Source organism: Catenuloplanes atrovinosus, from assembly GCF_031458235.1.
Lineage (GTDB): Bacteria > Actinomycetota > Actinomycetes > Mycobacteriales > Micromonosporaceae > Catenuloplanes > Catenuloplanes atrovinosus.
This window is the reverse complement of record NZ_JAVDYB010000001.1, coordinates 2,712,828-2,735,819: the sequence shown is the minus strand read 5'-3', so window position 1 is coordinate 2,735,819 and position 22,992 is coordinate 2,712,828. Positions and strand designations below refer to the sequence as shown.

The window sequence follows — 22,992 nt, the reverse complement described above, 5'->3', positions numbered from 1 at the left end:
AGGCGAGAACGCCGCCGCGTCACTGACGAGCTGCGCCCGTGCGAAGCTAGCACGGCGTACTAGTACGCTGTAATAGGAGTGGTCCGTGGCACAGAAGGACGGCAGCACCGGCTCGCGCGAACGGGTTCTCGCGGCGGCCGCGGCGATGCTCGCCGAGGACGCGACGGCGAAGCTGAGCGTGCGTGCGGTCGCGGCACGCGCCGGGGTGAGCACCGGCTCCCTCAGGTTCCATTTCCCGAACCAGCGCGCACTCCAGGACGCCGTGCTCGCCCGGATCTACGGTCACCTGTTCCCCGACGAACAGATCCACGACCGGTCACTGCCGGCCCGGGACCGGCTGGTCAACTGCCTCCGGCAGGCACTCGCCCCGACCGGCACCGGGCAGCAGGCGCGCGAGACGTGGACCAAGGCGTACCGGACCTACATCGCATCCGCCCCGACCGAGGACGTACGCGCCGCGTATCGCGCCATGGATCAGGCGGGCCGGCGCCGCATCGAGTACTGGCTGACGGTTCTCGCCGACGAGGGCGCCCTGCCCAAGGAGGACCAGGCGAGCCGGGTACGGTTCCTGTCCGCCGTCCTCGATGGACTGTCGATCGAACGGGCCCTGCCCACCGACGAATCGATCCTCAGGTCCGAGACCGAAACCCTCTACACGGCCGTCGACTGCGTCCTCGGCGGGGCATAGACGACACTCACCCGCCATCCGCTCCCCGATCCACTTGACCCTGTTCCCGGAACACGGCTTCGACTTGGCGGCCTGCCCGCATCGAGTTCCACCGAAAGGAGCGGCGTTGGCCGAGCATTCCGGCGAGACCGGGCCACCGAACCTCCCCGAGGATCTGCCGTTGCTGCTGTCCCGGCCGAGTCCCGAGACCGGGGCCATCACCGGCGGGCGGGCGCTGAGTCATGCGCTCGCCGGGGCGCTGCTCGCCGATCTGGGGCTCGGCGGGCACGTGCGCACCGTTCCCGGCCCGGCCGGCTCGATCCGGGTGGAGGCGGTCGCGGACCGGCCTCCGGCCGACGACATCCTGTGGCTGGGGTGGGACTGTCTCAAGCGGCTACAAGCAGTACGGTGTCCGGCATCTCTCCGACCTGCTGCGCATCCGCCGCCTCGCGGAACTCGGGGTGCCGTTGTCCCAGATCGGCGCGGCCGGACCGGACGGCGATGTCGCGCCGGAGGTGCTGCGGGAGGTCGACGCCGTTCTGTCGGCGGAGGTCGAGCGGCTGAGCAAGGCCCGCTCCGGCATCGCCGTCCTCCTGCGCGACAGCGCGCCGGACGAGCCCGCGGCCGGCTCCGGGGACGGCGCCTCGCCCCTCCCCGCCTACACCCAGTTCTTCGACGAGGACGCGCTGAAGGATCTGCGACGCCTGGCCGAGGCGGGCACCGACCCGGTCAGCGCGGAGATCGCCGCCCTGCCTCCGGATGCGGACGAGGCGACCCGGCAGGACCTCGCCGACCGACTCGCACCGATCGTCTCCCGGAGTCTGCTCGACCACCCGTGGCTCCGTGATCCGGCCGGGCATCTGTCCGGGAGCGAGCACGTCACCCAGCAGACCTTTCTGGACGCCGTGTCGTCGCTCTACAACCCCGCGCAACTCGACGTGCTGCGCCGGGCCGGCGTCCTGGCCGCCGGCGGCGCGCCCCCACCGCCGAAAGGCGGAACCGATGACTGAGCCCTCGGCCGTCCCGGTGCGGTCCGCCGGTCAGCTTTCCCCGTGCGGCCGGGCGAGCACGGGCGGCCAGCTCCGCAGGACGGCGTCGGCGATCAGCTGGAGTTCGTCACGCGGGGCGCCGGCGGCGGCCTGGACCGCGACGCCGTTGCCGATCGTCATGACGTACCGGGTCAGTAGCGCCGGGTCGGTCCCCGCGGGCAGGTCGCCCTCGTCGACGGCCCGCTGGAAACGCTTCCGCAGCATGGCGCTGGTCTCGTCGCGCCACGCGGCCAGCAGGTCCCGGATGACCTGCCCGTCCTCGCCGCCGATCAGGGAGGCCCGCAGACTGAGGCACCCGGTCGGGTAACCCGGCATGGTCGCGCTGCGGACCGCGCCGTGCAGGAAGACCGTTGCCACCTCGCGGGCGGTCGGCGCGGCCACCGCCTCGGCACCGTACGACGCCGGGCCGTCGGCGTAGCGCGCCAGCGCCTTCCGGAACAGGTCCTCCTTGTTCCCGAACGCCGCGTACATGCTCGTGCGGCTGATGCCCATCGCCCCGAGCAGGTCGGGCAGGCTCGCGCCCTCGTAGCCGTTCTGCCAGAACACCCGCATCGCCCGGTCGAGAGCCTCGTCGGCGTCGAAGGCCCGGGGCCGGCCGACGGGTGCGTTCCTCCGGGTGTTCACGTGATCGAGCTTACCAATTGCGTACCGATCGATCCACAAGTGCTACCGTAATTCTGCACCGATCGATCGGTCCGGAATTATGGCCTGCTCAAAGCGGTTACGGCAGCATCATCTAGAGCGGAGGAAGTTCATGAGCGAGTTGACCGGCAAGACGGCCCTGGTTACCGGCGGCACCAGCGGCATCGGGCGGGCGACGGCCATCACCCTGGCCGCGCGGGGCGCGCACGTGGTGATCTCCGGGCGCAACCCGGAGCGCGGGGCCGAGGTGGTCGAGAAGATCAAGGCCGACGGCGGCGCGGCCCGGTTCGTCGCCGCGGACCTGACCAGCGAGGACGACGTGCGCCGGCTCGCCCAGGAGGCCGGCGAGGTCGACATCCTGGTGAACAGTGCCGGGGCCGGTGCCTTCGGTCCCAGCGCCAGCTTCACCACCGAGCAGTACAACACGCTGTTCGACAGCAACGTCCGCGCGATCTTCCTGCTGACGGCCGCCCTGGCGCCGAAGATGGCCGAGCGTGGCGGCGGCAGCGTGATCAACGTCAGTAGCGGGTCGGCCGTTCTCGGCGACGACAACAACGCGATCTACGTCGCGACCAAGGGGGCGGTGAACGCCATCACCCGGGCCTTCGCCGCCGAGTACGGCCCGGCCAATGTGCGGGTCAACGCGGTCTCGCCCGGGCCGACCTACACCAGCGCCCCGGCGATGTGGCTGGACCGGTACATCGACCTCATCCCGCTGCGCCGCGTCGGCCAGCCGCAGGACGTCGCCGAGGTGATCGCGTTCCTCGCCGGTCCCGGCGGCTCGTACGTCAACGCGACCGTCATCCCCGTCGACGGCGGCCTGACCGCGGTCGAGCCGCCCAAGCCCCCGGTGCAGACGACCGGCTGGATTCAGAACGCATGACCGCGACGGCCGGGTCGGGCAGGCACTCCGCCCGAGCCGGCCGGTTCCATGGTGCCGGTCAGCGGGCGGTGCCGAGCTCGTCGAGCATGCGGCCGACGGCGCCGGCCATCATCGACAGGTGGCCCTCCCCCGGCTCGAGGTGGGCGGTCACCCCCGGCACGTGGGCGGGGGCGGACGGGCTGAGCGTTCCGGGTCGCGGGCCGGAACATCCGGCCGTCGGGATCGCCGGCCGCGCGCCCCAGGCCGGCGGGGCGGCCCGCCCGGAGCCCTGGCCGGCGGTCGCGGGCGGCACCACCGCCGACGCACCGATCAGGCCGGTCGTCACTGTCAGGGCCAGTACCCGGCCCACGCCACGCTTTCGCTCGGTGTCCACCGCTCCAGTGAGAACCATGTACCCACGACGAGGTCAACCCGGCGGGCGCGCCGATCAGCGGGTGGCGACAGGCGTCCGTACCTTGCGTCACCCTCGTTGTCAGAGCCGCGGGACATCGAGATCGTCACCGATGACGGCCCGGCCGTCGAAGCCCCGCACTGCCTGCCGCTCCCGGCCCTCGCCCGGCAGCACCAGCGTGCCGGCTCCGGCATGTGGATCGCCCCGGACAACGCGGACGCGGTGGCCGAGGTCGTGACCCGCTGCCCGAGTGGCGCGTTGCGGTACACCCGGCCGGCCTGATCCGGGTCAGTCCTCGGCCCGGTGCAGCTGGGACTCCTCCAGGTCCAGGTCGCGCTGGGCGCGGGTGAGCACCTCGTCCGGGATCCGGCCCTCGTCGCGGGCGGTCCGGAACACCTCCCGTTCCGCCGCGATCATGTCGCGCCGGAGCCGGCGGTACGCCGCGGACGGCGTCTCGCGGTCCTGCCGGCCCAGCCGCTCCCACGCGCCGTGGTCGCGGTGCTCGGCCATCGCGCGGAGCCGGTCCACCACCGAGGCGGGCGCGTCGCCGGCCTGCCGCTCCAGCGCGTCCAGGGCGGCGCGGGTGGCCCGGGTCTGCACGGCGGCCTCGGCCAGCGCGTCCGCGGTGCCGGTGTCCTCGCGTACGCCCAGGCGGTTCGCCAGCCACGGCAGCGTGGTGCCCTGGATCAGCAGGGTCAGCACGATGATCGCGAAGGCCACGAAGACGAACAGATCCCGCGGGTAGCCGCCGGGCACCTCGTCGGACGCCGGGAGCGTCAGCACGGCGGCCAGCGTGACCACGCCGCGCATGCCGGCCCAGGCGACCACGGTCGGCTGGCCGGCCGGCGGGCGTTCCTCCCGGTCGCGGATCCGCGGGATCAGCCGCACCAGGTACGTCGCCGGGTACATCCAGATGAACCGGAGCACCACGATCGCGCCGAGCACCAGCGCGGTCGCCTGCACCGTGGTGACCAGGCCGGTCTCCAGGTCGGCGACCAGGTCCCGCAGTTGCAGGCCGACCAGCAGGAACACCACGCCTTCGAGCAGGAAGTTGACCAGACGCCAGACCGCCTCCATCTGCAGCCGGGAGGTCGGCGACAGCAGTTCCGGGATGCGGTGGCCCAGATAGAGGCCGGCCACCACGACCGCGACCACGCTGGAGGTGTGCAGCGTCTCCGCGACCACCACCACGACGAACGGCGTGAGCAGCGACAGCGCGTCGTCCAGCATCGGGTCCTCGATCCGCCGGTGCAGCCAGGCGGCCAGGATCGCGGCCACGAAGCCGAGCGCCAGGCCGCCACCGGCGATCACCACCACGTCCCGGCCGATCTCCCAGAAGCCGACCGCGGTCCCGGTCAGCGCGGCACCGGCGATGCGCACCAGGACCAGCGCGGTCGCGTCGTTGAGCAGGCTCTCGCCCTCGAGCAACGTGATGATCCGGCGGGGCAGGCCGATCCGGCGGGCGATCGCGGTCGCGGACACCGCGTCCGGCGGCGCGACCACGGCACCGAGCGCGACACAGGCGGCCAGCGGTACCTCCGGCAGCAGCAGATGCAGCAGCACACCGGTGATCAGCGCCGTGAAGATGACCAGGCCGACGGCGAGCAGCATGATCGGCCGCAGCGCCCGGCGGAAGGCCGGGACCGAGGTCTGCAACGCGGCCACGTAGAGCAGCGGCGGCAGGATGCCGACCAGCACCAGCTCCGGCTCCAGGTGCACCACCGGCAGGCCCGGCACGAACGACAGGCCGAGGCCCGCCACCAGCAACACCAGCGGTGCGACGAATCCGAGCCGGCGGGCCAGCGCGGCCCCGGTCACGGCGATCACGATCAGCACGACCGTGTCCACGATGCCTTCCATGGCCGACAGCTTAGGCAGTGACCCGGGCCGGAACCGGGTCCGCTTGCTCACACCCGCCGGTGGCTTGACCCTGTCCCGGCAACACGGTGTTGCCTCCCCGCCGAGCCGCCCGCGCCCTGGAGACGACTCGTCGTCGGAGGTGTGACCGCGGTGCTGGTCGCTACCGCCGGCGGCGCCCACGCGGCGGTCCCGGACGAGCGGGGCCGAGAGCCGCCGGGTCGACGCGGTGCCCACGCCCGTACTGGCCTGGTCGGCCTGTCACGAGATCGCCGAGTGCGCCACGGTGCGGCTGCCGCTCGACCACGACCGGCCGCGCGGCGCCACCACCGAGGTCGCCGTCCTCCGGGTCAAGGCCCGGGACCGGGCGAACCGGATCGGCAGCCTGTTCGTCAACCCCGGCGGCCCAGCCTTCCGGGCACCGCGCTCGCCGCGCCTCATGAGCGACGTCCCGCACTTCGGCAGCGCGCCGGGCTGGAACGACAGCACCTGCGCCGGCGACGCCTGAACCGTGCGGGACGAGGACCCGTACACCGGCCCGTTCAACCGGCGCACGGCCGCGCCGCTGCTGGTGGTCGGCAACTATCGGAACTACGCCGGTGCGGTGCCGACCAGCCGGTCCATGCCGAACGCGCGATTGCTGTCCACCAACAACTGGGGACACACCGCCTACGGGCTGAGCGACTGCGCGACTGCGCGACCGCCGCGATCGACGCCTACCTGCTGACCGGCCGGGTACCGGCGACCGGCACGGTGTGCGCCGACGCGCCGCAGCCGTTCAGCGGAAGACCGGCCCAGCACACCGATGGACAACAGCTGCCACCGGTCGCGCCGCCGCGCCCAGCATCCGTCCTGACGGCCCGCTGATCCGCCGGGCCGGATGCTCGCGCCCCGGCCCGGCCCGGCCATGGCTACGCTTCAGTCTTTTCGCCTCCTGATCTTCCCCGGGTTCAGCTCAGGTACGTAACACGCTCGGCTTCAGGACGTGCCAATAGAAAAGCCCCGTCGTGGGGAGTGATCGAGTCTCCACACAAGAAACGCCACCACGACGAGGTCTGCCCTGCGCAGACCTTTGTTGCCTCAACCCTGCCCGGCGGGCACGGGTGTGAGCAGCCGCCGTTCCTCGAGTCGCTGCTCGGCGGCGGGATCGTGAGCGGGCAGCAGGACGGTCGGCTCGGTGCTGGCGAAGGCCAGGATGCGCTCCGTGGTCTTCAGTGAGGCACCGACATCGCCGGATGCGCCGTCGATGATGCGCTGCTGGAGCAGGTCCTGGTCGTAGGTGGCGTCACCGGCGAGGAAGTAGGTCACGTCCTTGTCGCGCACGACAACCGAGACGTGCCCGGGCATGTGCCCTGGTGTGGGTACGGCGAAGACGGTGCCGTCGGCGGTCAGCGGGATGCTTGCCGGGAAGCCGCCGACGGCTGGGCCGTCGAATGCCCGCCGGGTCGGGTCGAACCAGGACGGCCACCGCGACGGGATCGCGCCGAAGATCGCGCCATGCAGGCCTTTCGACGCCTGGTAGTTCTCCTCCGACACGACGATCTCGGTGCCCTTGAAGTGTTCGAGCCCGTCGGCGTGGTCATGGTGCAGGTGCGACAGCACGAGGGCTTTTAGATCCCTGGACGGGTCGATGCCGCGGGCCCGCAGTTGCGGGCCGATCTCGTCACCCGGCTCGACGTTGAAGTCGACGCCGAACCGGAAGAACGGGTGCCACCACGGGAAGAACCCGGGCCGGGAGGTCTCGCCGCAGTCGAGCAGGATCAGCCCCTCCTCGTGCTCGATCAGATACGTGTAGATGGGCAGCGGCCCGGTCCAGTCCCGGTCCGTGAGCAGCTCGAGCCGGCGGCGCCACACCGGTTTACCCATGTCGGCGGCACGGTGTTTGGTACGGATCCGGATGGTGCCGGTCTTGATGGGGATGATGTTGGTCATCGTCGGTCCTCGGGTTCTCCAGCAGCAACCCGGCAATCTCACCAGAGCGACCGCCGCCGCGGTACTCCTCGCCACCCAGAACTCGGGCACCGTCGACCAGAACCTCGACGACTGCTCGCGGGATCTGAAGGTGTGGGACTCTACGTTGCCTGTCCGGATGTGCGGGGACCATGTGCGGGATCATCGTCTGGCTCGACGAGAGCATCGCGCTCGGACATCGGCGGCTCGCGGTCATCGACATCCCCGGCGGGACCCAGCCGATGACCGTCCGGCGCGACGGCACCGTGACCGCCGTAATCACCTACAGCGGCGAGGTCTACAACTTCCGGGAACTACGCACCGAACTACGCGGCCACGGCCACCCGTTCCGCACCGACAGCGACACCGAAGTGCTCCTGCGCGCCTATCTACAGTGGGGCGACCAGTTCGTCGAACGACTGCGCGGAATCTTCGCCTTCGGCCTGTGGGACCACGCGCACCAACGCCTGATCCTGGGCCGCGACCGAATCGGCGTCAAACCGCTGTACTACCGGCCCACCCCACACGGGCTACTCTTCGCCTCCGAACCGAAAGGAATCCTGGCCCACCCCGCCGTCACCGCCGAGGTCGACCCGGACGGACTGCGTGAACTGCTGACACACTTCACCTCCCCCGGCCGAACCCCCTACCGCGACATGTACGACGTACGGCCAGGACAACTGGTAATCGCGGACCGAACCGGCGTGCGCCACCAGCGCTACTGGTCGCTGCACACCGAGGAGCACCCCGACGACCTGCCCACCACCGTACGCACCGTACGGCAACTACTGCAGGAAGCGGTCACCGAGCAACTGATCGCCGACGTGCCACTATGCACACTGCTCTCCGGCGGCCTGGACTCCTCGACACTCACCGCCATCGCCGCCGGCCCACCGACGTCCGGCCCACGCATCCGCACCTGTGCCATCGACTTCGCCGGGCAGACCGAGAACTTCCGGCCCGACGCGGTACGGGACGCGCCCGACACCCCGTTGCGTGCGCTCCAAGCCATGCCGACGCCAATCACGCCGCGTGACTGCTTTCGGCTACCGCCGCGCGCTCGACGGCAGATCCGGATATCTGATCATGACTTGATTCAGAACAGATCTCCTGCCGGGTACCAGATGGCGTTGTGGCGGGGAGTGTCAAGAAAACGAGCATTCCTGAATATTTGCTACGGGATATCTACTGAGGGCGCCACTACCCGATTGAAGCGGGCAGTTTGGTTTGGCTGAGGACGTTTCTGCTGTCGGGTATTTGTCGATGCGATTATCGGTGGGATGTGTACCGTCGGGTGCGCTCGTCGCGGATGACGCAGGAGGGTGCCGGGTGGTGGAGCGGTTCTTTGGTGTTGGTGTCGGCGCCTATGATCAGGATCGGCATGTGGCTTTGCCGCGCGCGGTGCCGGATGTCACGGCGTTCGCGGAGTTGCTTGGTGCGGATTTCGTGGAGACGATCTTGTCAGATCCGGACGAAGGTGCCGCGCGTGCCGGGCTTCGTGGGCTCGCGGGCGGGCAGTCCGGCGGGGTTTTGGTGTTTTTGTGGGCGGGGCACGGGATCGGCTCGCCGTCCGGGTTGCGGTTGCTGGCCTGTGACAGCGGTTTCGGTCTAGCTGAGGGAATCAGCGCTGCGGATGTAGCGGGGTATTGCGCGGCGTCCGGTGCAAGTCAGTTGCTGCTAATTTTGGATACGTGCTTTTCTGGTGAGGGTTTGTCGGCGGCGATGGTGGCCGCGGAAGTGCTGCAGTACCTTCCGCTCGAAGTCAATCGGCTTTGGGTGGGTGTGCTGACGTCTTGTATGGCAGTCGAGACAGCGCAGGATGGTCTGCTGGGTGAACGCTTGCGGGCGTTGCTGGCCCGGGGGCCGGTGGATCCCGTGCTGCGGTTGCGATGGTCGGTGCATAACCGGTCGATCCGGGGCGACGACCTGTGCGATGCGTTAATCAAGGAGTGGCGCGACGATCGGCAGTCGCCGCAGTTTTTGGGCCGGGGCAGCGCGTGGTGGATGATGCCGAACCCGCTGTTTGATGCCGGGGCGCCGGAGCAGGTGGTGGAGCACCTGCTGAGGGCGGCCCGTGGTGGGGCGCGGGAGGAGGAGCGGTCCTGGTTCACCGGCCGTACGGAGCAGGTGAATCAGGTCGTGGGATGGGTTCGGGCTCGTCGGCCGGGTGTGTATGTGGTGACCGGCTCGGCGGGCACGGGTAAGTCCGCGATCACGGGACGGGTGGTCAGCTTGTCAAACCCGCACGAGCGGGGTCGTCTGCTGGCCGAGGGCGGATCGTGGGTGCACGAGGATCCGGGCGAGCGGTCGGTGCAGGCGCATATTCATGCCCGGGGGCTGAGTGTGGACCAGGCCGCGGAGTTGATTGCTGGTCAGCTGGTCAGGTGCGGTGTGCTGGCGGCGCAAGAGTCGCGCCGTAACGCCGCGGAGCTGATCGGTCAGGTTCAACGGGTCGTCGAGTCCGGGGCTGATTCTCCGGTGGTGGTCGTCGATGGGCTGGACGAGTCACGCGGTGAGGCGTTCGCGCTGGCCGAGGAACTGGTGCTGCGTCTGTCCCGGTTCGCTGTGGTAGTGGTTTCCACCCGTGATCTTCCCCGGCTCGATGGGGGCGCCGGTCTGGTGCCCACACTCAACCCGGACGGAGCGGGTATCGACCTAGATGCCCCGCACGCGGTGGAGGGAACCCGCCGCGATGTGATCGACTACGTCGATGCCCGGTTGGCGGGTGTGGACCCGGCTATGGATGCGGCGGTGGTAGCCGCTCAGGTCGGCGCCGGGATCACCGCCGAGCATCGGGGGTCCGGGCGGCCGTTCCTGCTGGCCCGGCTGGTTGCTGATCAGCTGAGTGCTGTGCCGGTCGACACTGACTCTCCGGGGTGGGCGGACCGGGTTGCCGGGTCTGTGGAGCAGGCGTTTGATAACGACCTGGCTGTGATCAATGCGCCGTCGGGCATTCAACTGCCGGGAGGCGATCATGTCGCGGTGGCGCGGGTTCTGCTGGCGGCGCTGACTCGTGGCTACGGCTTGGGGCTGCCGGAGGAGGAGTGGCTGGCCATCGCGAACGCGGTAAACATGCCGGCCGGCCACGTTGACCGCGACGGTCTCAGCTGGCTGCTGGACCAGCTCGGCCGGTACATCGTGCTGGACGGTGAGGGCGGCAGCGCGGTGTATCGGATGGCGCACCAGAGCTTGGCCGACCATATCCGTGCACCTTTCCGCGCAAACGGCCAGGAGCTGTTCGATCCGGCTGCCCCCGCGATCACCGCCGCCCTTGCCTCTCTGTATCGGGCGAGGCTCGATAACGGGGTTGACGTGGAACGGCCAGCATATTTATGGCGGTATTTGTGGCGGCATGCCGCCGACGCCGGCCCGGACGGCGTCGACATGCTGCGTCATCTCGCCGACAGTCACCCCATGCTGGTCCCTGACGTCGCGTCCGCGAAGCTGCTCACAGCTGCACGTTTCGGGGAATGGGGTTACCGGCAGCAAAGCCTAGGACCTACCGAGGAAGCCGTCGGCCTGTACCGGGATTTGGTCGCCACCAACCCTGCCTTCCTGCCCAACCTGGCCGCCGCGTTGAACAACCTCGGCGCCTGCTACAGCGAGGTCGGCCGGCGAGGCGACGCGGTCGACCCCACCGAGGAAGCCGTCGGCCTGTACCGGGATTTGGCCGCGACCAACCCCGCCTTCCTGCCCGACCTGGCCGGCGGGTTGAACAACCTCGGCACCTGCTACAGCGAGGTCGGCCGGCGGGCCGACGCGGTCGCCCCCACCGAGGAAGCCGTCCGCCTGTACCGGGACTTGGCCGCCACCAACCCCGCCTTCCTGCCCAACCTCGCCGCCGCGTTGAACAACCTCGGCGCCTGCTACAGCGAGGTCGGCCGGCGGGCCGACGCGGTCGCCCCCACCGAGGAAGCCGTCCGCCTGTACCGGGACTTGGCCGCCACCAACCCCGCCTTCCTGCCCGACCTGGCCGGCGCGTTGAACAACCTCGGCAACCGCTACAGCGAGGTCGGCCGGCGGGCCGACGCGGTCGCCCCCACCGAGGAAGCCGTCCGCCTGTACCGGGACTTGGCCGCCACCAACCCCGCCTTCCTGCCCGACCTGGCCATGGCGTTGAACAACCTCGGCAACCGCTACAGCGAGGTCGGCCGGCGGGCCGACGCGGTCGCCCCCACCGAGGAAGCCGTCCGCCTGTACCGGGACTTGGCCGCCACCAACCCCGCCTTCCTGCCCAACCTCGCCGCCGCGTTGAACAACCTCGGCACCTGCTACAGCGAGGTCGGCCGGCGGGCCGACGCGGTCGACCCCACCGAGGAAGCCGTCCGCCTGCGCCGGGACTTGGCCGCCACCAACCCCGCCTTCCTGCCCGACCTGGCCGGCGGGTTGAACAACCTCGGCGCCTGCTACAGCGAGGTCGGCCGGCGGGCCGACGCGGTCGCCCCCACCGAGGAAGCCGTCCGCCTGTACCGGGACTTGGCCGCCACCAACCCCGCCTTCCTGCCCGACCTGGCCGGCGCGTTGAACAACCTCGGCACCTGCTACAGCGAGGTCGGCCGGCGGGCCGACGCGGTCGACCCCACCGAGGAATCCGTAGGCCTGTACCGGGACTTGGCCGCCACCAACCGCGCCTTCCTGCCCGACCTGGCCGGCGCGTTGAACAACCTCGGCGTCCGCTACAGCGAGGTCGGCCGGCGGGCCGACGCGGTCGCCCTCACCGAGGAAGCCGTCCGCCTGCGCCGGGATTTGGCCGCGACCAACCGCGCCTTCCTGCCCAACCTGGCCGCCGCGTTGAACAACCTCGGCAACCGCTACAGCGAGGTCGGCCGGCGGGCCGACGCGGTCGCCCTCACCGAGGAATCCGTAGGCCTGTACCGGGACTTGGCCGCCACCAACCCCGCCTTCCTGCCCAACCTCGCCGCCGCGTTGAACAACCTCGGCACCTGCTACAGCGAGGTCGGCCGGCGGGCCGACGCGGTCGACCCCACCGAGGAATCCGTCCGCCTGTACCGGGACTTGGCCGCCACCAACCCCGCCTTCCTGCCCAACCTGGCCATGGCGTTGAACAACCTCGGCAACCGCTACAGCGAGATCGGCCAGCGGGGCGATATAGAAGCGCTCTGGCACGCCGTCCTGGCCGAATCGGCGCCCTCGAACGTGGCGTTCCTCCTGCTGGCTCGCTTGGCTGCGGCTGATCCGGGGACGCTGGAGGCGATCGAGTGGTTGGTCACCGGTGTGTCTTACTCAGAGGGCGACCGGCCGATGCTCGCCGCATTGCACGATCAGGCGCGGAGGCACCGGGATGCCGACCCTGACCGCTTCGACCACGCGTGGACCGACGCGGTCGGTACGCTACCGGACTGGCTGACCCTCGATGCGGCCCTGCTCGACGTTACCCGCGCCTGGATCGGCACACCCACCTATCGCGACGAATACGACTTCCTGGAAGCCCACCCCGAGCTGCTGACACCAAGTGCGGACAGTGCCGTGGCCGAAGCCGTCCTCGCCCTCAGCGAGCAGGAGGCTGAGCGGTATCTCATGCTGCGCGGCAACGCCCGCGCCCACGGCACCGCCGCGGCCTACCAACCGCTGTTGCTGGCCGTCCTCGCCGCCGAATTCGCCGCCGCCGACCCGCCCACCCAAGCCACTATGCTCGCCGAACACCGCGACGACCTGCTCACCGACACCATCCGTGACATGCTCGCCGAACAGGACAACAGCGCTGCCGAGCGTGCTGATGCGATCCTCGCACTGGCCCACATCGGGGCTGCGGAGCCTGTCCTTGATGCCCTAACACATCCCGAGAAGTTCAGCGATCTGATGGCCGCTATCGCTGAAAGCCCTGACTGGACCGCCCTGGAAGCCGTGTCCTTCCTGGCCCGCACCAGCGCGGAAACAGACGAGGCGTTAGCCACCGCGCACTTCTACAGCGCCGTGGCCGCCGCTTTAGCCGACGATCCCGACGAAGCGGCGCAAACCCTCGCCCAGGCACTCCGGCTCGCGCCCGACCAGACCACCACCTGGATCAACCAACTGGCGCGCATCGGCCGCCTTCACCCCGCCGCTCTCGGCCTCATCGCCGTTCTCACCTCACCGGACCAGCCGCCAGGAGCTCCGGCATGACCACGCCCACCGATCTCGTCGTCGTGCTGCCCGGCATTCTCGGCAGCACGCTGCGCCACCGCGACAGCCTGGTCTGGGCGCCATCGGCCGGCTCCGCGCTACGCGCGATCCGCACCTTCGGCCGGAACATTCGCGTCCTGCAACTGCCGGACGGGCTCGGCGACGAACACCCCGACGACGACGTAGAACCCGTCAGCCTCATGCCCGACGTCCATGTGCTGCCCGGCATCTGGACCCCTATCAAGGGATACGACCGGCTCCTCGCCCGACTGCGTTCCATCGGCTACCGCGAAACGCGCGACGACCCCGGGGCGCCACCCGGCAACCTCCTGCCGATCCCCTACGACTGGCGGCTGTCCAACCGCTACAACGGCCAACGCCTCGCCCGCATCATCGAACCAGCCCTGCAACGCTGGCGCGAGCAAGGCGGCGCCTACGCCGACGCGAAAGTGTCCTTCGTCTGCCACTCGATGGGCGGTCTGGTCGCCCGCTGGTACATCGAGCACTGCGGCGGCGCGGAGACAACCCACAAACTCATCACCATCGGCACCCCGTACCGCGGATCGGCCAAAGCTCTCGAACAACTGGTCAACGGCGCCCGCAAAGGCATCGGGCGACTCAGCGTCGACCTGACTGATCTCGTCCGCAGCATGCCATCGATGTACCAGCTCCTACCCGAGTACGCCTGCATCGAGCAGCCCAGCGGCCTAGCCAAGACCACCGAGATCTCCCTGCCGGAACTCGCCACCGGCAACGTCGCCAACGGCGCCCGCTTCCACGCCCTACTCACCGAGGCTGAGTCCCGCCGCCCAGCCAGCCTTACCGACACCCATGCCATCGTCGGCATTCACCAGCCAACCGCGACCACCGCAAACCTGACCGGTTCCGGCATCGAACTGCGCAACACATACGGCGACGATGACCTCTACGGCGACGCCACCGTCCCGATCGTCGCCGCCAGCAGACCCGACATCCCGATGAACAGCCCGCTACTTCGCCGCGTCCCCGACCAGCACGGCAACCTCCAACGCAACAAAGCAGTCCTCGACGAGATCCACGGCATCCTCACCGCGAGCCCCATCACCGTGCGCGCACCCCACACGACCGCGCTGCGTGTCGACACACCGGACCTCATCCTCACCGGCGAAGCGCTCCCCGTCAGCGTCGCAATCGCCGGCAACGATCCCCAACCCATCCGCATCACCGTGACCGCCGAAAACCGCAGAATCATCGCCTCGCGAATAGTCCGGCCCCGCGACAGCACACTCACAACTACGTCCATCGAAGGCCTGCCTCCCGGTGCATACAGCATCGACCTCACCGGACTAACTCCAACCTCCACCATCGCACCGGTCAGCAGCGACATCCTCGTATGGGACCCGATTAAAGAAATCTGATCAAGCCATTGCACCCGTCGAATATCCCACAAATGCTCCAGAAATCGTCGAAGGCGAAAATGGATGGTGTATCGAACAGGTGCTCTTGAGCGGCTTGTCCGTGTCGGACCTATTCGGGTAGCTGGCTGGGGCGGGCCGGGGATCAGCGAGGGTTCCGCCGTCCGCTTTGTGTCAGCCCGAGTTTATGTCGAACGACAGGAACATCTCCTCGGGGGCCCCGGCCACGACTCCGACCGTTTCCTTGATAGCGGTGCCGGGTACTACGGAGAAACGAGTGAGGCGGCGCAGCAGGCGGTCGACGGCAATCTCGATCTGCAATCGGGCGAATTGCTGGCCGAGGCACCGGTGGATTCCCACGCCGAAGGCAATGTGCGGGTTCCTCCGCCGATCGAACCAGAGTTCGTCCGCATGCTCGAACTTCGCCTCGTCGCGGTTGCCCGATTGCCAGTGCACCGCCAGCCGGTCGCCCTTCTTGAGGGGGCAGCCCAGGAGGTCGTTGTCCTTGGTGACGGTGCGGCCCATGACCGACACCGTCGAGGTGTAGCGCAGCAGCTCGTCCAGGTCGTGGCGGACCCAGTCGGGCCGGCGCAGCCGCTGCTCGAAGCCGGGAAGTTCGGCGAGATACCGACCGATGTGGGCAATCACGCCGCGGGTCGTGTCCAGGCCGCCGAGCAGCAGGACAGTGACGACGCCGAGCTGCTCGACCAGCGACAGGGGACGGCCGCCGTCGACCCGGGCGGAGACCAGCGATTGCAGCACGTCGTCGCGTCCGGGCGGGCCGGCGTACCGCTCCGATATGATTTCCGCGGCCACGCCTGCCACTCGCTCGAATGCGCTTTGATCTCCGGTGGCTACCCCGGTCACCGCTTCAATCGCGCGCTTCATCCTGGTCTCGTTGTCGTCGTCGATCACGACGCGGGCGAGAGATCCGGCGGTGAACGGGATCGCGAACTGGCTGACGAACTCGATGCGGCCGCTGTCGACCACGTCATCGATCAGCGAGTCGGCCAGTCGTTGCATCTCCGGCACGTACCGCTGGAGGAATGACCGCGAGAAGTACGGGTTGAGGAACTGCCGGAAGTCGCGATGCAGTGGCGGGTCGAGATCCAGAGGTGGCAGCGCGACCGGGACATGCTGCACTCCCGGAGTCGAGGAGCTGAAGACGTCCGGATGCTCGCCGATCGTGCGCAGGTCGTCGTAGCGGGTTACCACGTACTGGCCGCCGTCGTAGCCTGAGTGGACCACCGGGCACTCCCGGCGTGACCAGGCCAGCTCGGCGGCGAGACGCTGGCCGTCCGCGCGGCTGAACCAGTCCAGCTGCGCGAAGAATTCGACGTGTGAGTCAGTCATGGCGGGATCGTTCATCCTTCCGGAAGGACTCCGCTACCGCTCGGATGCGGTGGTGCACTATCTGGGCAGGACGAGTGGAGGCTGGGTCGGATAGATGCTGCCGGATAAGCCTCGACGCCCCACTCCCGGGCGGCCGGCTCAGTAGGTGACGACCGCCTTGAAGCGCACGTCGCCGGCCACGACCCGGTCGTAGGCCTCCGCCACGCTCTCCTTGGCGAAAACCTCGATCCGCGGCTTCACCTCGCCCCGGGCCACATACCCGAGAGCCTCCTCCAGGTACTCGTATCCGTTGTGCGCCGATCCGATGATCTGGTGGCTGTTCGAGACCAGCGAGAGGGCCGGCACGAACATGTCGTCGAACGCGATGCCCATCATGACGACCTTGCCCCAGGGCTTGAGCCCGGCCAGCGCGTCGTTCACCACGCCGTGGTGACTGGCCGTGTGCATGATCAGGTCGGCTCCCCCGGCCTCGCGCAGCGCGGCGCCGTCCGGGACGACCTGGTCGGCGCCGAGATCGACGGCGATCTGCTGCTTGTCCGGCGAGTGGGTGATCGCGGTGACGTGGTAGCCGGCCGCCTTCGCGTACTGGATGGCCAGGTGGCCCAGTCCGCCGATGCCTACGACGGTGACCCGCGCGTTCGGCTTCAGGCTGGCGCGACGCAGGGCCGCCCACACCGTGAATCCGGCGCACAGGGTGGGCGCGGCGTCCTCGTACGAGATGCCGTCCGGCAGCCCGACCGTGCCGGCGGCGTCCACCACCATGTAGTCGGCGTGTGCGCCGTCCACGGTGACGCCGGTGAGGATCGGATTCGCGCAGTTGGCGGCGGTCACGAAGCTCTTGGGGTGCTCCTCGCGGCAGAAGTCGCAGCGGCCGCAGCCCTTCTGCACCATCGGCATGCCCACCCGGTCGCCCACCTCGCGGGTGGTCACGCCGGCGCCGACAGCGACCACCTCGCCGACCCCCTCGTGGCCGAGAACCAGCGGGAACGGGCGGTACGACAGCTTGTTCCGCGCCATCCAGAGGTCGGTTCCGCAGATGCCGCAGGCGCGCACCCGCACCAGCACCTGGCCCGCGGCGGGCTGCGGAATGGGACGGCTCTGCAATTCCCAAGCGGCGTCGGGCTTGGTGATGACGGCGGCTTGCATGTGACCGGCCATGGCCCCTGTCCTCCCTTTCGCGGTTCGCTTCCCCGGTTGACGGTGGCTGGGAGAACTGTGCGACGTGACCGGCCGGGCTGTCATCACCGCACCCGACGCCGGAGCCGCACGACGGCTCGCGGTACGCTTCCTGAGCTGGGAATATTCGATATCGGGCACACCGTGATCAGTAGTGGTGGCGCCATTCCCGGTACGCCGTTGCGCCGCTTCTCGTCACGGCCCGGAGCCCGGTGCCGGCCCGGCCGGGTCAGTCACGATAGGACGCGATGACCGCGGCTATGTCGTCGTCCGCATGCCCCCGCGCCGCCGCGGCATCGAGCCGGTCCCGCACCGCCGCGGCCAGCGCCGGGTCCGTCCCCGCCTCGCGCAGCGCGTCCACGATGAGCCCGGTGTCCTTGAGCAGCCCACCCAGCCGGAACGCCGACGTGAAGTCGCGGTCGATCATCATGCGGCCCTTGGCCTGCGCGTACCGGGAATCCACGGCCTGACCCGCGATCGCGTCGAGGAACAGCCGTGGATCGAGCCCCAGTCCTTCGGCCATCGCGACGGACTGCGCTATCCCGCCGATCAGAGTGCCGACCCAGGCGTTGAGGACCAGCTTGAGCCGGCTTGCGTCGCCGGGAACGGCGCTGACCCACAGCGTCTTCGCCCCGATCGCCTCGAAGGTCTCGGCAGTGCTCGCGCGCAGGGCCGGGTCTCCGGACGCCAGGACCACCAGGCTGCCGTTCTCGGCCGGCGCCTTCGTGCCCAGGACCGGGGCATCGACGAACGCGACTCCGGCCTCCCGGGCAAGGTCCGCGAGCCGCTCGGTACCCGCCGTGCCCACCGTGCTCGTCTGCACCCACACCGCCGAGTCGGAGAACTGCCCGAGCGCCGGCCGGACCGTCTGCACGACGGCGTCGACGTCGAGCAGGCTCGTGATCACGACGTCCGCGTCCGCGACGGCCGCCGCGACCGATCCGGCTACCACCGCGCCGGCCTCGGCCAGGGGCCGGCTCCGTGCGGGATTCCGGTTCCACACCACGACCGGAAGTGCCGCGCGCAGCAGGCTCCGCGCCATCCCCGTACCCATGATCCCGGTACCCAGGACCGCAACCGTTGGTCTCATGCCGCCATGGTGCGCCCGTCACCGGATCCGGTACACCGGGATCGGCTCGACGGCGAGCCGGAACCCGCACTCTGCGCCGCCGTCTCCTGGGCTTATGCGGCGGCACGACCCGCGCATACCGCAACGCATCGGTTCAGGGGACCGCGGCGCCGGAGCCGACGGCGGGAAACAGCGGGTTGAAGACCGGTACGGTGGTTGCGCCGAAGACGAGGTAGCCGTGCCAGTCGATGGTGGTTTCCACGGCCGCTGCCAGGGCGATCCGCGGCGGCGTCGGCGCTTTCGGCATCGGCGCTCCAGGGGCCGGGAACGGAGGCCGACGGCCGTCCGGTTCGGTCAGGCCGGCATGTCGATGGCTACGTACTTTTCTTCCAGGTATTCGCTGATCCCGCTGTTGCCGCCCTCACGGCCGAGCCCGGACTGCTTGATGCCGCCGAACGGGGCGCTCGCGTCGGAGATCAGGCCGCGGTTGAGGCCGACCATGCCCGACTCCAGTTGCTCGCTGAGCCGGACGGCGCGGGTCAGGTCGCGGGTGTAGAGATAGCTGACCAGCCCGTACTCGGTATGGTTGGCCTCCCGGACGGCCTCGGCCTCGTCGGTGAACGTCTGGATGGCGGCGACCGGTCCGAAGATCTCCTCCCGGGTGATCGCGCAGTCCGGCGACACTCCGGTGAGGACGGTCGGCGGGTAGAAGAAGCCGGGACCGGCCGGCACGGTTCCGCCGGTCAGGACCTCGGCACCGTGCAGCACAGCGTCGTCGACCAGCGCGACGAGCCGGGCCCGCTGCTGATCGTCGATCAGCGGTCCCAGGTCGGTACCCGGCGCGGTGCCCGGCCCGACCCGTAGCCCCTCCATTCGCTCGGTGAACTTCGTGACGAATTCGTCCGCCACCTCGGCGTGCACGTAGAAGCGGTTGGCGGCCACGCAGGCCTGGCCGATGTTGCGGGTCTTGGCGACGATCGCGCCGCACACGGCGGCATCGATGTCGGCGTCGTGGCACACCAGGAACGGCGCGTTGCCGCCGAGTTCCAGGGAGGTGCGCAGCACCTGGTTCGAGGCCGCGGCCAGCAGGGTCCGCCCGACCTCGGTGGAGCCGGTGAACGACAGTTTGCGCAACCGGTCGTCGCGGATCATCGGGCCGGTCACCGCGGCGGGCCGGCTCGTCGGGATGACGTTGACCACCCCGGCCGGCGTGCCCGCGTCGGCCAGCAGCGCGGCGAGCTTGAGCGTGGTGAGCGGGGTCTGCTCGGCCGGCTTGACGACCACGGTGCAGCCGGCCGCCAGCGCCGGCGCGATCTTGCGGGCCGGCAGGGCCAGCGGAAGGTTCCAGGGCGTGATCAGCAGGGCGGGGCCGACCGGCCGGCGCATCACCAGCACCCGCGCCGAGCCGTCCTCGCTCACCTTCCAGTGGCCGTCGATGCGTACCGCTTCCTCGGCGAACCACCGGAAGAACTGCGCGCCGTACGCGACCTCCGCACGCGATTCGTCGAGTGACTTGCCCATCTCCAGCGTGATCAGCAACGCGAACTCCTCGCTGCGTTCGAGCAGCAGGTCGTGGACCCGGCGCAGGATCTCCGCCCGGCGGCGCGGCGGCACGCAGGCCCAGCCGGGTCCCGCCGCGGCCGCGCTGTCCAGCGCCGCGAGCCCGTCCCGCGGTGCCGCGTCGGCAACCTCGCACAGGACGCCCCCGGTCGCCGGATCGACCACCTCGAACGTGGCGCCGCCGTCGGCATCCCGCTCGGCGCCGCCGACCAGCAGTCCCCGTGGCACGCCCGGAACGTCGACGTTCTTCATCGCGGTGCACTCCTCATCGTGAGAGCTTTCTTGCGCGGCCTGTGCCCGGGCGACCGCGGCCGCCAGCGCCTCGCCCGCGCTCGGCGAGCATGCGGCCGGCCGCGGTCAGTCGCCCCGGGTTCCGGACCGGCGGGTCAGCGGCACACCCACGGTCCCGCTGAGCACCGCGATCCAGCGGGTGGCCGTGGGCTGCGGCACGCCGATCGCTTCGGCCACCGCGCTCGGCTCGGAAGCGATATTCGCCGACCGCGGGGGCATGACCGCAGGCTAGTTCCACCACCCGGAAGGCCGGTCGCATCACCGCCGGGCGCTCGCGACCGGTCCCGCCCACGGCCCGCCTTGAGCTGCGGCTATGCGGAAGTGGCAGGACGCCTTTCACTGAATGCTGCGGCCGCCGTCCACGTCGGGCACGACACCGGTCAGGAAGGCGGCCTGGTCCGAGGCGAGGAAGAGAATCGCGGCCGCCACGAGATCGGTGACGTCCGTGGTGACCGCGACCGCCGACGGCAGACCGGTGCCAGAGCGCGGACCCGGATTCCCGTGGAGGTCGGAGACCACGATGTGCGCGCCGGGGGCGGCGAACGCCCGGGCCGTCGCGGACCCGAAGCCGCCGGCCGCCCCCGTGACGACCACGGTCCTCTCCCGGAACGACGACATGGCTGCTCTCGATGGTCGCCCACAGGGGGTGTATTCAACCGTGAATTCCGGCCGGTCACTCCCGCATCTTCCCAGGCATCTCCGCACGGTCCGGGGTGCGAGCCGGGCTGCTCGGCGCGCGGACGCTAGGCACCACCCGATCGGGGTCCTTAACGTCCCGGCACGTCACAGGCAGCGCTCAGGCTCGCGACGAGATGCGTATGGAGGCGGAGATGGACAAGGATTGGGAGAAGGCCGACGCGGGTGGCCCGCATCTGCGGCGCCGGTCCCTGCTCGGCGCGGCGGCGGGTGCCGCCGCGGCCGCCGGCGGGATCGTCACGGCCACCGCTCCGGCCCGGGCGGAAGCGGCCCCGCGACCCGCGCCCTCGTTCGCGAAGGGCCGCCCGGTGGTGTTCCGGAACGTGACCGTGCTGACCGGCGACCCGAGGCTCGGCGTCCGCTACGACAGCGACGTGCTGGTGATCGGCCGGACGATCCGCGCGGTGGGCCGCAACCTGTCGGTGCCCGGTGACGCCGCGGTGATCGACGGGCGTGGCGCGATCGTCATGCCCGGCATGATCGACACCCATCGGCACATGTGGCAGACCGTGATCCGCGGACTCGGCGCGGAGTGGACGATCGGCAACTACTTCGGCTGGATCTACGAGCGCTGGGCGGCCTTCTGGCGGCCCGAGGATCTGTACGCCGCAGCGCTGCTGTCCATGGTGGAGTCGATCGACGCCGGCGTCACGACGACCGTCGACTGGTCCCAGGACCTGCGCGGCTACGAGTACGCGATCGCCGAGGCCGAGGGCCTGTTCGACTCCGGGGCCCGCGCCCGGCTGGCGTACGGATATTCGTTCGCGCCCCCGCAGGAGTGGGTGACCAAGGGTGACGTGGCCCGGTTGCAGCGGGAGCGGTTCGCCTCGACCGACCAGTTGGTGACGCTGCAACTGGCCTGGGACGGCACCGGCACCGAGCGTGCCTTCCCGGAACGTCCGGCCTGGGAGTTCGCCCGCGCGCACCACCTCCCGGTGACCATGCACTCCGGGGTGCGCGGCTGGATGGCCGACGAGCAGATCCTGAACCTGCGCGACAACGGGTTCCTGCTGCCGACCAACACGTACGTGCACTGCGGCACCATGTCGGAGAGCACCTACGAGCTGATCGCCGGGTCCGGCGGCACCGTGTCGATCGCCGCGGAGAGCGAGCTCAACGCCGGGCAGGGCTATCCACCGACCGGCCGCATCCACGCGCACCGGATTCCGATCTCGCTGTCCAGCGACACGCAGGTGTGGTGGAGCGCCGACATGTTCGCAGCCATGCGCGCGACGCTCAACGCCGATCGTGGCATCGACCACTACCGGGCGCACGCGCAGGACAAGACCGTGCTCAACAACAACCTGCGTACCGCCGACGTGCTGCGGTTCGCCACGCAGGGCGGCGCGGACTCGCTCGGCCTGGGCGCGCGGCTCGGCTCGATCACCCCCGGCAAGCTGGCCGACCTGGTGCTCGTCCGCGCCGACACCCCGTCGATGGTGCCGCTGATCAACCCGGTGTCGCAGCTGGTCTTCCACGCGCAACGCGGCGAGGTCGACACCGTCATGGTCGACGGCCGCGTCCTCAAGCACCAGGGCCGCATGCTCGGCGACACGTTCTCCCGGGCACGCCGACTCGCCGAGGCGAGCCTGAACCACCTCCGCGAGCGGATCGGCGAGCGGCAGTGGGCCGAGGCTCAGCGACCCGGACCGTACGAGCTCGGCTGACCAGCACGTCGGAGGCTCCGATACCGCCAGGCCACCGGGGCCTCCACCGGCTCCCGGCAGCGTTGGACGGACCACGCGGCTGTCGGCCAGGACCGTTCCTCGACCTCGCGGCCCCCGTCTCGCCCGCTGCCGGCGGCGTCCGCGATCAGGAAGCCGGGTGCGACAGGAGTCCCGGGGAATCGCCGAGCGCACGTCATCCGCGACTGGGTGGTGAGCTGCTGAAA

22 protein-coding genes and 1 pseudogene are annotated in these 22,992 nt (G+C 70.1%); 12 read left to right on the top strand and 11 right to left on the bottom strand.

Annotation, left to right across the window (positions count from 1 at the left end; all coding sequences use genetic code 11):
• Positions 1 to 85 precede the first annotated feature (85 nt).
• From J2S41_RS12265 to J2S41_RS12260, 3 genes and pseudogenes are all read left to right on the top strand, one after another.
• The gene (locus tag J2S41_RS12265; RefSeq protein WP_310366914.1) at positions 86 to 688 is read left to right on the top strand and encodes a TetR family transcriptional regulator; all 603 of its coding nucleotides are present in this window, start codon (positions 86 to 88) and stop codon (positions 686 to 688) included.
• A pseudogene (locus J2S41_RS39820) lies at positions 585 to 1,046 on the top strand (GPP34 family phosphoprotein); the annotation flags it as partial. The gene J2S41_RS12265 and the pseudogene J2S41_RS39820, both read left to right, overlap by 104 nt.
• Before the next feature lie 82 nt (positions 1,047 to 1,128).
• Positions 1,129 to 1,677 carry a hypothetical protein gene (locus J2S41_RS12260; protein WP_310366911.1) on the top strand — a complete coding sequence of 183 codons (549 nt, stop codon included), beginning with the start codon at positions 1,129 to 1,131 and terminating at the stop codon, positions 1,675 to 1,677.
• Between the two features lie 30 nt (positions 1,678 to 1,707).
• Here J2S41_RS12260 and J2S41_RS12255 read toward each other — a convergent pair whose 3' ends face one another.
• Positions 1,708 to 2,340, bottom strand: coding sequence for a TetR/AcrR family transcriptional regulator (locus J2S41_RS12255; RefSeq protein ID WP_310366909.1), 633 nt, complete (start codon positions 2,338 to 2,340; stop codon positions 1,708 to 1,710).
• 130 nt (positions 2,341 to 2,470) lie between these two features.
• Between J2S41_RS12255 and J2S41_RS12250 the strand changes: the two genes are divergently transcribed.
• On the top strand, positions 2,471 to 3,241 hold the full coding sequence (locus J2S41_RS12250) for an SDR family NAD(P)-dependent oxidoreductase (RefSeq protein WP_310366908.1): 771 nt from the start codon (positions 2,471 to 2,473) through the stop codon (positions 3,239 to 3,241).
• 58 nt (positions 3,242 to 3,299) lie between these two features.
• Here the strand turns inward: J2S41_RS12250 and J2S41_RS12245 are convergent, their stop codons facing one another.
• Positions 3,300 to 3,614, bottom strand: a complete 315-nt coding sequence (locus J2S41_RS12245; protein ID WP_310366905.1) for a hypothetical protein — start codon at positions 3,612 to 3,614, stop codon at positions 3,300 to 3,302.
• Between the two features lie 96 nt (positions 3,615 to 3,710).
• On the opposite strand from J2S41_RS12245, the gene J2S41_RS12240 reads away from it, so the two are divergent.
• The gene (locus tag J2S41_RS12240) at positions 3,711 to 3,914 is read left to right on the top strand and encodes a (4Fe-4S)-binding protein (protein ID WP_310366903.1); all 204 of its coding nucleotides are present in this window, start codon (positions 3,711 to 3,713) and stop codon (positions 3,912 to 3,914) included.
• Positions 3,915 to 3,920: 6 nt separating this feature from the next.
• On the opposite strand, the gene J2S41_RS12235 is transcribed toward J2S41_RS12240, so the two are convergent.
• Positions 3,921 to 5,492: a Na+/H+ antiporter gene (locus J2S41_RS12235; protein ID WP_310366900.1), complete on the bottom strand. Its 1,572-nt coding sequence runs from the start codon at positions 5,490 to 5,492 to the stop codon at positions 3,921 to 3,923.
• Between the two features lie 226 nt (positions 5,493 to 5,718).
• On the opposite strand from J2S41_RS12235, the gene J2S41_RS12230 reads away from it, so the two are divergent.
• The 3 genes from J2S41_RS12230 to J2S41_RS12220 are packed head-to-tail and all read left to right on the top strand — an operon-like array spanning position 5,719 to position 6,356.
• A complete protein-coding gene (locus tag J2S41_RS12230) occupies positions 5,719 to 5,997 on the top strand; it encodes a hypothetical protein (protein WP_310366896.1) in 279 nt (92 codons plus the stop codon).
• 3 nt (positions 5,998 to 6,000) lie between these two features.
• Positions 6,001 to 6,216 carry an alpha/beta hydrolase gene (locus J2S41_RS12225; RefSeq protein WP_310366893.1) on the top strand — a complete coding sequence of 72 codons (216 nt, stop codon included), beginning with the start codon at positions 6,001 to 6,003 and terminating at the stop codon, positions 6,214 to 6,216.
• Positions 6,126 to 6,356: an alpha/beta hydrolase gene (locus tag J2S41_RS12220; RefSeq protein ID WP_310376352.1), complete on the top strand. Its 231-nt coding sequence runs from the start codon at positions 6,126 to 6,128 to the stop codon at positions 6,354 to 6,356. Before J2S41_RS12225 ends, J2S41_RS12220 begins: the two co-directional genes overlap by 91 nt.
• Positions 6,357 to 6,569: 213 nt before the next feature.
• Here J2S41_RS12220 and J2S41_RS12215 read toward each other — a convergent pair whose 3' ends face one another.
• A complete protein-coding gene (locus tag J2S41_RS12215; RefSeq protein ID WP_310366890.1) occupies positions 6,570 to 7,421 on the bottom strand; it encodes an N-acyl homoserine lactonase family protein in 852 nt (283 codons plus the stop codon).
• A 170-nt stretch (positions 7,422 to 7,591) separates the two neighbouring features.
• Here J2S41_RS12215 and asnB point away from each other — a divergent pair, with 170 nt between their 5' ends.
• From asnB to J2S41_RS12200, 3 genes are all read left to right on the top strand, one after another.
• Positions 7,592 to 8,674, top strand: a complete 1,083-nt coding sequence (gene asnB, locus J2S41_RS12210) for an asparagine synthase (glutamine-hydrolyzing) (RefSeq protein ID WP_310366888.1) — start codon at positions 7,592 to 7,594, stop codon at positions 8,672 to 8,674.
• A 94-nt stretch (positions 8,675 to 8,768) separates the two neighbouring features.
• On the top strand, positions 8,769 to 13,562 hold the full coding sequence (locus J2S41_RS12205; RefSeq protein ID WP_310366886.1) for a tetratricopeptide repeat protein: 4,794 nt from the start codon (positions 8,769 to 8,771) through the stop codon (positions 13,560 to 13,562).
• Positions 13,559 to 14,959: an esterase/lipase family protein gene (locus tag J2S41_RS12200; RefSeq protein WP_310366885.1), complete on the top strand. Its 1,401-nt coding sequence runs from the start codon at positions 13,559 to 13,561 to the stop codon at positions 14,957 to 14,959. The genes J2S41_RS12205 and J2S41_RS12200 overlap by 4 nt, the downstream gene beginning before the upstream one ends.
• Before the next feature lie 171 nt (positions 14,960 to 15,130).
• Here J2S41_RS12200 and J2S41_RS12195 read toward each other — a convergent pair whose 3' ends face one another.
• The 7 genes from J2S41_RS12195 to J2S41_RS12165 all read right to left on the bottom strand — a co-directional run bounded on the left by J2S41_RS12195 (position 15,131) and on the right by J2S41_RS12165 (position 20,999).
• Positions 15,131 to 16,309 (bottom strand): cytochrome P450, encoded by a 1,179-nt coding sequence (locus tag J2S41_RS12195; RefSeq protein ID WP_310366882.1) that lies wholly within the window; start codon positions 16,307 to 16,309, stop codon positions 15,131 to 15,133.
• Positions 16,310 to 16,447: 138 nt separating this feature from the next.
• Positions 16,448 to 17,455 (bottom strand): alcohol dehydrogenase catalytic domain-containing protein, encoded by a 1,008-nt coding sequence (locus J2S41_RS12190; protein WP_310366881.1) that lies wholly within the window; start codon positions 17,453 to 17,455, stop codon positions 16,448 to 16,450.
• A gap of 259 nt (positions 17,456 to 17,714) precedes the next feature.
• The gene (locus tag J2S41_RS12185) at positions 17,715 to 18,575 is read right to left on the bottom strand and encodes an NAD(P)-dependent oxidoreductase (RefSeq protein WP_310366878.1); all 861 of its coding nucleotides are present in this window, start codon (positions 18,573 to 18,575) and stop codon (positions 17,715 to 17,717) included.
• A gap of 133 nt (positions 18,576 to 18,708) precedes the next feature.
• Positions 18,709 to 18,861: a hypothetical protein gene (locus tag J2S41_RS12180; RefSeq protein ID WP_310366876.1), complete on the bottom strand. Its 153-nt coding sequence runs from the start codon at positions 18,859 to 18,861 to the stop codon at positions 18,709 to 18,711.
• Between the two features lie 47 nt (positions 18,862 to 18,908).
• Positions 18,909 to 20,366: an NAD-dependent succinate-semialdehyde dehydrogenase gene (locus tag J2S41_RS12175; RefSeq protein ID WP_310366873.1), complete on the bottom strand. Its 1,458-nt coding sequence runs from the start codon at positions 20,364 to 20,366 to the stop codon at positions 18,909 to 18,911.
• Positions 20,367 to 20,471: 105 nt separating this feature from the next.
• Complete coding sequence (locus tag J2S41_RS12170; protein WP_310366870.1) at positions 20,472 to 20,624, bottom strand: helix-turn-helix domain-containing protein; 153 nt, start codon at positions 20,622 to 20,624, stop codon at positions 20,472 to 20,474.
• Between the two features lie 117 nt (positions 20,625 to 20,741).
• Positions 20,742 to 20,999 (bottom strand): SDR family NAD(P)-dependent oxidoreductase, encoded by a 258-nt coding sequence (locus tag J2S41_RS12165; RefSeq protein WP_310366868.1) that lies wholly within the window; start codon positions 20,997 to 20,999, stop codon positions 20,742 to 20,744.
• A gap of 236 nt (positions 21,000 to 21,235) precedes the next feature.
• Here J2S41_RS12165 and J2S41_RS12160 point away from each other — a divergent pair, with 236 nt between their 5' ends.
• The gene (locus J2S41_RS12160; protein WP_310366866.1) at positions 21,236 to 22,768 is read left to right on the top strand and encodes an amidohydrolase family protein; all 1,533 of its coding nucleotides are present in this window, start codon (positions 21,236 to 21,238) and stop codon (positions 22,766 to 22,768) included.
• Positions 22,769 to 22,992 lie beyond the last annotated feature (224 nt).

What these genes read in the sequence shown, in the direction of transcription:
- J2S41_RS12195 (WP_310366882.1), bottom strand. Translation starts at nt 16,309, where the DNA reads ATGACTGACTCACACGTCGAATTCTTCGCGCAGCTGGACTGGTTCAGC.
- J2S41_RS12170 (WP_310366870.1), bottom strand. Translation starts at nt 20,624, where the DNA reads ATGCCCCCGCGGTCGGCGAATATCGCTTCCGAGCCGAGCGCGGTGGCC.
- J2S41_RS12180 (WP_310366876.1), bottom strand. Translation starts at nt 18,861, where the DNA reads ATGCCGAAAGCGCCGACGCCGCCGCGGATCGCCCTGGCAGCGGCCGTG.
- asnB (WP_310366888.1), top strand. Translation starts at nt 7,592, where the DNA reads ATGTGCGGGATCATCGTCTGGCTCGACGAGAGCATCGCGCTCGGACAT.
- J2S41_RS12175 (WP_310366873.1), bottom strand. Translation starts at nt 20,366, where the DNA reads ATGAAGAACGTCGACGTTCCGGGCGTGCCACGGGGACTGCTGGTCGGC.
- J2S41_RS12200 (WP_310366885.1), top strand. Translation starts at nt 13,559, where the DNA reads ATGACCACGCCCACCGATCTCGTCGTCGTGCTGCCCGGCATTCTCGGC.
- J2S41_RS12185 (WP_310366878.1), bottom strand. Translation starts at nt 18,575, where the DNA reads ATGAGACCAACGGTTGCGGTCCTGGGTACCGGGATCATGGGTACGGGG.
- J2S41_RS12250 (WP_310366908.1), top strand. Translation starts at nt 2,471, where the DNA reads ATGAGCGAGTTGACCGGCAAGACGGCCCTGGTTACCGGCGGCACCAGC.
- J2S41_RS12215 (WP_310366890.1), bottom strand. Translation starts at nt 7,421, where the DNA reads ATGACCAACATCATCCCCATCAAGACCGGCACCATCCGGATCCGTACC.
- J2S41_RS12190 (WP_310366881.1), bottom strand. Translation starts at nt 17,455, where the DNA reads ATGCAAGCCGCCGTCATCACCAAGCCCGACGCCGCTTGGGAATTGCAG.
- J2S41_RS12235 (WP_310366900.1), bottom strand. Translation starts at nt 5,492, where the DNA reads ATGGAAGGCATCGTGGACACGGTCGTGCTGATCGTGATCGCCGTGACC.
- J2S41_RS12160 (WP_310366866.1), top strand. Translation starts at nt 21,236, where the DNA reads ATGGACAAGGATTGGGAGAAGGCCGACGCGGGTGGCCCGCATCTGCGG.